Source organism: Thioclava sp. UBA3469 (assembly GCF_002378135.1).
GTDB lineage: Bacteria > Pseudomonadota > Alphaproteobacteria > Rhodobacterales > Rhodobacteraceae > Thioclava > Thioclava sediminum.
In genome coordinates this window covers 4167-5221 of sequence record NZ_DFRG01000050.1, presented here as the reverse complement: position 1 = coordinate 5221, position 1055 = coordinate 4167, and the positions used below count along the sequence as shown (strand labels likewise).

General features: G+C 67.2%; 1 protein-coding gene. It reads right to left on the bottom strand.

Annotation, left to right across the window (positions count from 1 at the left end):
* Positions 1-142 precede the first annotated feature (142 nt).
* The coding region (locus B3D39_RS03735; protein WP_286789395.1) for a cisplatin damage response ATP-dependent DNA ligase at positions 143-1055 on the bottom strand (913 nt) is incomplete at its 5' end.

Sequence of the window (1055 nt, the reverse complement as noted above, 5' to 3'; positions counted from 1 at the left end):
CGCGCGAAGGGTCATGGTGGGCGCCTTGGGCGAAATGGCTGCGCAAGACGGGCGACGGGCAGGAGATCGCGCCGCCGCCCATGGGCAAGGGGCGCAAGTATCGCCCGCTCTGCGACGCGCCGGGGTCCTATGTGCTGACCCGCTAGGGCTGCTCGACCTCGGGCAGCATTGCGCGCAGCGTCTCGATCCGGTCGGCCTCGCCTGCGGGCTTGTCCCAGCGGATGCGCGAGATGCGCGGGAAACGCATCGCGACGCCGGATTTGTGCCGGGTGGAGCGGTTGAGCCCCTCGAAGGCGACCTCCACCACCAGATCGGGCGACAGGGACCGCACCGGGCCGAAGCGTTCCACGGTGTGATTGCGCACGAAACGGTCGAGGTTGCGCAGCTCCTCGTCGGTGAAGCCGGAATAGGCCTTGCCCACGGGCACGAGCCGGTCACCGTCCCAGACGCCGAAGGTGAAATCGGAATAGAAGCCCGAGCGTTTGCCATGCCCTCGTTGAGCGTAGAGGATCACCGCATCGATGATGCGCGGATCGCGTTTCCACTTGAACCACGGCCCCTTGGGGCGGCCCGCCATATAGGGCGTGTCGCGGCGTTTGAGCATTACGCCCTCGATGACCACTTCGGGCGGCGCTTCGCGTAGGCTCGCAAGGTCATCCCACGTCTCGAAGGGTAGCAACTCCGAGACGTCGAACCGTTCGGGATTGAGATCGGCAACGAAGGCCTCCAGCCGCGTGCGGCGGGTGTCGAAGGGCAGGGCACGCAGGTCTTCCTCGCCCTCGATCAGGATGTCGTAGAGGCGAAGCGCCGCCGGATGCGAGGCCAGCATCGCCTTGCCCGGAGACTTCCGCCCCAGCCGCTTTTGCAGATCGCCAAAGGGCGCGACCTGATCGCCGCGCCGCACGATCAACTCGCCATCGAGCGCGCCCTCGAACCCCATATGCGCGACCACATCGGGGAAAGCGCCGGAGATATCCTCGCCGGTGCGCGAATAGAGCCGCCGCTCGCCGCCCTCCGCCACCGCCTGCACCCGGATGCCGTCCCATTTCCATTCC